Annotated in this window: 4 protein-coding genes and 1 tRNA gene; 2 read left to right on the top strand and 3 right to left on the bottom strand. The window is 60.0% G+C overall.

Features of this window, described 5'->3' with window-relative positions; genetic code table 11:
• The first annotated feature begins 211 nt into the window (after positions 1-211).
• The gene (locus H6B51_RS15965) at positions 212-1,624 is read left to right on the top strand and encodes a recombinase family protein (RefSeq protein WP_204884596.1); all 1,413 of its coding nucleotides are present in this window, start codon (positions 212-214) and stop codon (positions 1,622-1,624) included.
• Positions 1,625-1,729: 105 nt separating this feature from the next.
• Here the strand turns inward: H6B51_RS15965 and H6B51_RS15960 are convergent.
• The 3 genes from H6B51_RS15960 to H6B51_RS15950 form a co-directional block, all read right to left on the bottom strand.
• Positions 1,730-1,806 (bottom strand) — tRNA-Arg (locus tag H6B51_RS15960).
• A gap of 88 nt (positions 1,807-1,894) precedes the next feature.
• The gene (gene feoB / locus H6B51_RS15955; protein ID WP_204884595.1) at positions 1,895-3,982 is read right to left on the bottom strand and encodes a ferrous iron transport protein B; all 2,088 of its coding nucleotides are present in this window, start codon (positions 3,980-3,982) and stop codon (positions 1,895-1,897) included.
• Positions 3,973-4,215, bottom strand: a complete 243-nt coding sequence (locus H6B51_RS15950; RefSeq protein ID WP_204884594.1) for a FeoA family protein — start codon at positions 4,213-4,215, stop codon at positions 3,973-3,975. The genes feoB and H6B51_RS15950 overlap by 10 nt, the downstream gene beginning before the upstream one ends.
• Before the next feature lie 218 nt (positions 4,216-4,433).
• On the opposite strand from H6B51_RS15950, the gene H6B51_RS15945 reads away from it, so the two are divergent.
• Positions 4,434-5,801, top strand: coding sequence for an MATE family efflux transporter (locus H6B51_RS15945; RefSeq protein WP_470382169.1), 1,368 nt, complete (start codon positions 4,434-4,436; stop codon positions 5,799-5,801).
• The last annotated feature ends 145 nt before the right edge of the window (positions 5,802-5,946 follow it).

Raw genomic sequence — 5,946 nt, 5'->3', positions numbered from 1 at the left:
TGACTGTTGCGGTTTATGTGCGAGTGGCTACGGTAGAACAGATTAGCTCTGGTGAGGCCAAGGAAAATACAACTGTCAAGGCTCAATAGAGATGCAGCAAGCCGTTCACGGGTGGTTGTTCACCTATGAACGGCTTGTAAAATCTCAAAATTTTTTTAGTTCCTACTTGACACAAGAAGATCTCAGCCGTCTGGGACGGGAATACTTTCAGGTGGGACAGTACACGGAGATCTACTTCCCGGAGAAAGGCGTCCGCTTTATCGCAGTGAACGACGGCGTGGATTCCCTGGTGGAGAGCAGCAACGACTTCAACCCCATCCGTAACTGGGCTAACGAACTCCACGCCAAGGATACCAGCAAGAAAGTACGCGCCATCAAGAAAATGCAGGCGGAGCGAGGGGAGCGGCTGGGCGGTAAACCGCCTTATGGCTACAAGAAGAAGGACAAGGACTCCAAGGAGATCATTCCCGATGAGGAAACTGCCCCCATCGTGCGTCGGATCTTTGATCTGTGCGCGTCGGGAAAGGGGCCGAACCAGATCGCCAGAATCCTGACCCGAGAGCAGGTGCTGAATCCGACCAACCAGTACTATCAGACTACCGGAGCTGCTTGTACCAATCTGGATACCACCCGTCCCTACACCTGGTGCGGAAAAACCGTAGCCAACATTCTGGAGAACAAGGTCTATATCGGGCACACGCTCAACATGAAGAAAACAACGCTCTCCTACAAAAATAAAAAGCAGATCCAGAAACCAGAGAGCGAGCAGATCCTTGTGGAGAACACCCATGAGCCGCTCATCTCCATGGAGGTCTGGGAGATCGTGCAGGATGTGCGGGAGCACAAGCGGCGGCCGCCCAAGCACATGGAGGAGCCGAATCTGTTCTCTGGATTGGTCTACTGTGCCGACTGCGGAAAATACATGGTGCTCTGCCGGACAGAGAAGATGCGGGAGGATCAGTATTATTTCCGGTGCTCCACTTATGGCAAGCGCGGGAAAACCGCCTGCTCGCCCCACCAGATCCGGGAGGCGGACCTGAAAGCCATCGTGCTGGACGACCTGCGCAGGGTCACGCACTTCGCACGGATGAAGGAGCGGCAATTCGCCCAGTACATCAACCAGAGGAACACCGCAGAACTGCGCCGGGAAATCAACCGCCTGCAGAGGGAACTGGATTCCATGTATCGGAGATATGATGAGTTGTCCGCGCTGTTCAAGCGTCTCTATGAAGATAATGTTCTGGGGCGGGTGACCAATGAACAGTTCCGCATGCTCTCCGCAGACTACAACACTGAGCAAAAAAATCTGTCTGTCGCCATTCCGGCCAAGGAGGAACAGTTGGAGAAACTGAAAGCCTCAGCCGCCAATGTGGACGCCTTCATTGAGAAGGCCAAACGGTACACCACCATTGACGAACTGACGCCAGAACTGCTGCGGCTCTTCATCCAGCGGATTGAGGTGGGAGAACGGAGCCAAAAGTATTCCCGCTCTGCAGGACAAAGTATCAGGATCGTGTACCGAGACATCGGCAGAGTGGACAGCCCTATGCAGGAGGGAGAGCAAGCACCGCATATCACAAAGCAGATTACAGATATTGAAGAAATCAAGCGATTGCTGGCATAAAACACAACAGGCGGACAGCTTCCGCTGTCCGCCTGTGTGCCTGACAATTCACAAGGTTCAGAAAATGTACCTATGGGAACTATCAGAAAGCAGGTGCTTTTATTTTGGTACGCCCGAAGGGACTCGAACCCCCAGCCTTCAGAACCGGAATCTGACGCTCTATCCAATTGCGCTACGGGCGCGTCTGACACGTTCTTTCACGTGCCAGATTATTATAGCAAGCTCCCACCTATTTGTAAAGAGAAATTTTACGCTCTTGGCAAAAAAATTTTAGGTCAGGCCCAGAACCCTTGCAAAGAAGGTTACTCCCATGCACATCCCCATGCCTAGTCCGGTGGGGATGGCCACCGCCAGCAGGGTCCATTTGACGCTGCGGGTCTCTTTGGCGATGGTGAGGCAGGTGGTGGAGCAGGGCCAGTGAAACAGGGAGAAAAGAATGGTGCACAGGGCGGTGAGCCAGGTCCAGCCGTTGGCGGCCAGCAGGGTCCCCAGGGCTTCCAGACTGGCGGCCTCCTGGAGTACGCCGGTGGACAGGTAGGACATGAGAATGATGGGGATGACGATCTCGTTTGCGGGGAATCCCAGAAGAAAGGCCATGAGGATGGTCCCGTCCAGACCCATAAGCCGGCCCAGGGGATCCAAAAATCCGGTGCCCCAGGCCAGCAGAGAGGCGCCGCCCACCTCCACATTGGCGCACAGCCAGATCACCAGCCCAGCAGGAGCGGCCACCACCGCCGCCCGGCCCAGGACGAAAAGGGTCCGGTCCAGCACCGAGCGGGCCAGCACCTGGCCTATCCGGGGACGGCGATAAGGGGGCAACTCCAGGGCGTAGGCGGAGGGTACTCCCTTCAGCAGGGTGTGTGACAGCAGCCGGGACACCCCGAAGGTCGTGCCTACCCCCAGCAGGATGACGCAGGTGAGGGCCAAGGCGGCTGCCGTGCTCTGCCACAGCCCTCCGGCGGTTCCTACGAAAAACAGGGTGATAAGGGTAATAAGGGTGGGGAACCTGCCGTTGCAGGGTACGAAAGAGTTGGTGAGGATGGCGATGAGCCGCTCACGGGGGGAGTCGATGATGCGGCACCCCACCACCCCGGCGGCGTTGCATCCGAAGCCCATGCACATAGTAAGGGCCTGCTTGCCGCATGCTTTCGCCTTTTGAAAGGCGTGATCCAGCAGGAAGGCAACCCGGGGCAGGTAGCCGAAGTCCTCCAGTAAGGTAAACAGGGGGAAGAAGATGGCCATGGGGGGGAGCATGACGCTGATCACCCAGGCCAGCACCCGGTACATCCCCAAAACTAGAGCTCCGTGGAGCCAGGCGGGAGCACCCAGCCAGGCAAACAGGTCGGTGAGACGGTCTCCCACCCAGAACAGCCCGGCGGACAGGAGCTGGGAGGGGTAGTTGGCCCCCTGGATGGTGAGCCACAGCACCCCCGCCAGCAGCAGCACCATGGAGGGGATACCCAGGGCTCGGTTGGTGAGCAGCCGGTCCAGCCGTTCCCCACCGGTGAGGGTGGCAGTCGGGGGCAGGGCGGCCTGGGCGGCGGAGCGTGCGGCCTCCACCAGTCCGGAAGCGATCTGGCCTCCCAGATCAGTCACCCCGCTGCGGGCCAGCCCAGCCCGGGCTTCAGCCAGGGCGGTCTGAAGTGGGGCGTCCTGTCGGGGATCCCAGTCAAGAGCTCTTGCAAGAGCGGGGGGAAGGGTGGGGTCACCCTCCAGCAGACGCAGAGCGGCCCACCGGGCGGGTAGACGGTCTCCCAGCCGCCGTTCCAACAGGGGCCGGAGGGAGGAGACGGCGAACTCCACCGCTGGGGGATAACGAACCTGGGCGGGTGTTGGAGGCTGGGGAGCGGCCAGAGTGGCCTCCACCGCCTCCAACAGCTCCTCCAGACCCTCCTTCCGGCCAGCGGCGGTGCCCACCACCGGTATCCCCAGGGCGGCGGACAGAGCGGCCAGGTCCACCCGCACCCCCTTCCGGGCGGCCTCGTCCAGCAGGTTGACGCATACCACCGTCCGGGGGACCAGCTCCAGGGTCTGGAGGGCCAGGTTCAGCCCCCGTTCCAGACAGGTGGCGTCGCACACCACCACCGCCCCCTCTGCTCCGCCGAAACAGAGGAAGTCCCGGGCCACCTCCTCCTCTGGGGAGTGGGCCAGCAGGGAATAGGTGCCGGGCAGATCCACCAGGGTGTAAGTACGCCCGTCCCGGGCACAGCGGCCCCGGGCCACCTCTACCGTCTTGCCCGGCCAGTTTCCGGTGTGCTGGCGCAGGCCGGTGAGGGCGTTGAACAGGGTGGACTTGCCTACGTTGGGATTGCCCGCCAGGGCCACTGTCCTGCCCTGGGCGGCCTGGCTCACTCCCATAGGGGGCCTTCCAGACAGACGCCCCGGGCGTCCCGCTGCCGCAGGGCGATCACCGCCCCCCGGATCAGATAGGCGGAGGGATCTCCGGCGGGGCTCACCGCAGTGCAGCCCACCGCCGTACCGGGCACCAGTCCCAGGTCCAGCAGACGGCGGTACATGGCCGGTTCCGCCCGTACCTCCGCCACCTGGCCCCACTGGCCGGGGCGGAGGACATCCAAGGTATAGGTATCCATAGCAAACGCTCCTTGCGATCGGTTGAATTGAATGGCCGGCCCCAGGCGGGGCCCTCCAATCCTATCCTATTGACCGTTGGGAGAGAAGGTGCGCCGGATCGAAGAGGAAGCTGCGGAAATCCTATTGACGAATCTGACGGGATTCGATAGAATAAGGGCGATATACAGAGAGTCGGAGCCGCGGCAGTCTGCCGCGGCCCTCTTTCGGTGGGGAGGATATTATGTCAGAACTACAAGAGAATAAAATGGGCGTCATGCCGGTCAAGCGGCTGGTGCTGTCCATGTCCCTGCCTATGATGATCTCCATGCTGGTGCAGGCCCTGTACAACGTGGTGGACAGCTACTTCGTAGCCAAGGTGAGCGAAAACGCTCTGGCTGCCGTAGGCATGGCATTCCCTTTCCAGAATCTGATGATTGCCGTCAGTGTGGGCACCGGCGTGGGCGTCAACGCCCTGCTGTCCCGCAGCCTGGGGGCCAAGGACTACGAGACCGCAAACCGTGCCGCCGAAAACGGCGTGTTCCTGGCGGTGCTCAGTACCATCCTCTTTTCAGTGGTGGGCGTGGTCTTTGCCCGGCCTTTCTTCCTGGCCCAGAACAGTGACCCGGACATTGTGGCCAAGGGGGTATCCTACCTGACCATCTGCGCCGGGCTGTCCTTCGGCCTCTTCCTGGAGGTCATGTTCGAGCGGTTGCTTCAGTCCACCGGGCGTACCTTCTACACCATGATCACCCAGGGTGTTGGCGCGGTCATCAACATTATCATGGACCCGGTGCTCATCTTCGGCCTGGGCCCCTTCCCTGAGATGGGAGTGGCGGGGGCCGCCGCCGCCACCGTTCTGGGCCAGATCGTAGCCGCCATCCTGGCTATCTACTTCAACATGGCCCGTAATCCGGAGATTCAGCCCAGACTGCTGGGCTTCCGGCCGAGGGGATCGGTCATCGGCAGGATCTACAGCGTGGGTATCCCCACCATTGTGCTCAACTCCATCAGCTCCATTATGACCTTCGGCATGAACCTGATCCTGGGGACCATCTCCACCTCCACCGCCGTGGCGGTGTTTAATGTGTACTTCAAGCTCCAAAGCTTCGTATTCATGCCGGTATTTGGCCTGAACAACGGCATGGTGCCTATTGTGTCCTATAACTTTGGAGCCAAGAAGCGGGGACGCATGGTGGAGGCGGTGCGGTTTAGCGCCGCCCTGGCGGTGGGCATCATGCTGGTGGGCCTGGCCATTGTCCAGCTCTTTGCCGCTCCTATTCTGGGGCTGTTCGAGGCCTCGGCGGAGATGCTGGCTATCGGTGTACCGGCCCTGCGGATCATCAGCCTGTGCTTCACCTTCGCCGGATTCAATATCGTCTGCTCCTCCACCTTCCAGGCTCTGGGCAACGGGGTGCTAAGCATGATTATGTCCATTGTCCGCCAGCTGGTGGTGCTGTTGCCCGCGGCTTATTTGCTCTCCCTTACGGGACAGGTGACGGCGGTGTGGTGGGCCTTCCCCATCGCAGAGATCGCCTCTCTCATCCTCTGCCTTATCTTCCTGCGTCACACCTTCAACACCGTGGTGGCCGAGCTGCCGGAGGATTGATTTCACGGATAAAAAATGGACTGCCGTCAGGCAGTCCATTTTTATGACCATTCCTTTCCGCTGCGCTGCAAGGCACCAAAGGGTATGAAACACAGGAGCCTCTAACGCAGCAAGTCGTAATTTGTTAGAATATGCTTGAGGAAGC

This window comes from Pseudoflavonifractor phocaeensis (genome assembly GCF_016901955.1).
In the GTDB taxonomy this organism is placed as follows: domain Bacteria; phylum Bacillota; class Clostridia; order Oscillospirales; family Oscillospiraceae; genus Flavonifractor; species Flavonifractor phocaeensis_A.
The sequence above is the reverse complement of the archived record's forward strand: the minus strand, read 5'-3'. Positions and strand labels throughout refer to the sequence as shown.

Bases quoted from the DNA above. Each gene is read 5' to 3' on its own strand.
- H6B51_RS15950 (WP_204884594.1), bottom strand. From the start codon at position 4,215: ATGGATACCTATACCTTGGATGTCCTCCGCCCCGGCCAGTGGGGCCAG.
- feoB (WP_204884595.1), bottom strand. From the start codon at position 3,982: ATGGGAGTGAGCCAGGCCGCCCAGGGCAGGACAGTGGCCCTGGCGGGC.